The sequence below is a fragment of the Seonamhaeicola marinus genome (assembly GCF_008085455.1).
This window is the reverse complement of the sequence record NZ_VSDQ01000685.1, coordinates 1-245: the sequence shown is the minus strand read 5'-3', so window position 1 is coordinate 245 and position 245 is coordinate 1. Positions and strand designations below refer to the sequence as shown.

The window sequence follows — 245 nt, the reverse complement described above, 5'->3', positions numbered from 1 at the left end:
AAAACCAAAATCGCAAAATCAATTAATTATGTATACAGATCCAATTGCGGATTATTTAACAAGAATTAGAAACGCAGTGCGTGCTAACCACAGAGTGGTTGAGATTCCTGCATCTAATTTAAAGAAAGACATAACTAAAATATTATTCGAACAAGGGTATATTTTAAGTTATAAATTTGATGATTCTACTACACAGGGTACCATTAAAATTGCACTTAAATACAATAGTGTAACTAAAGAACCTG

1 protein-coding gene is annotated in these 245 nt (G+C 30.2%); it reads left to right on the top strand.

Annotated features, from left to right (window positions below):
* Nucleotides 1-28: 28 nt before the first annotated feature.
* On the top strand, nt 29-245 hold a 217-nt coding region (rpsH, locus tag FUA24_RS17130; RefSeq protein ID WP_148544315.1), incomplete at its 3' end, for a 30S ribosomal protein S8.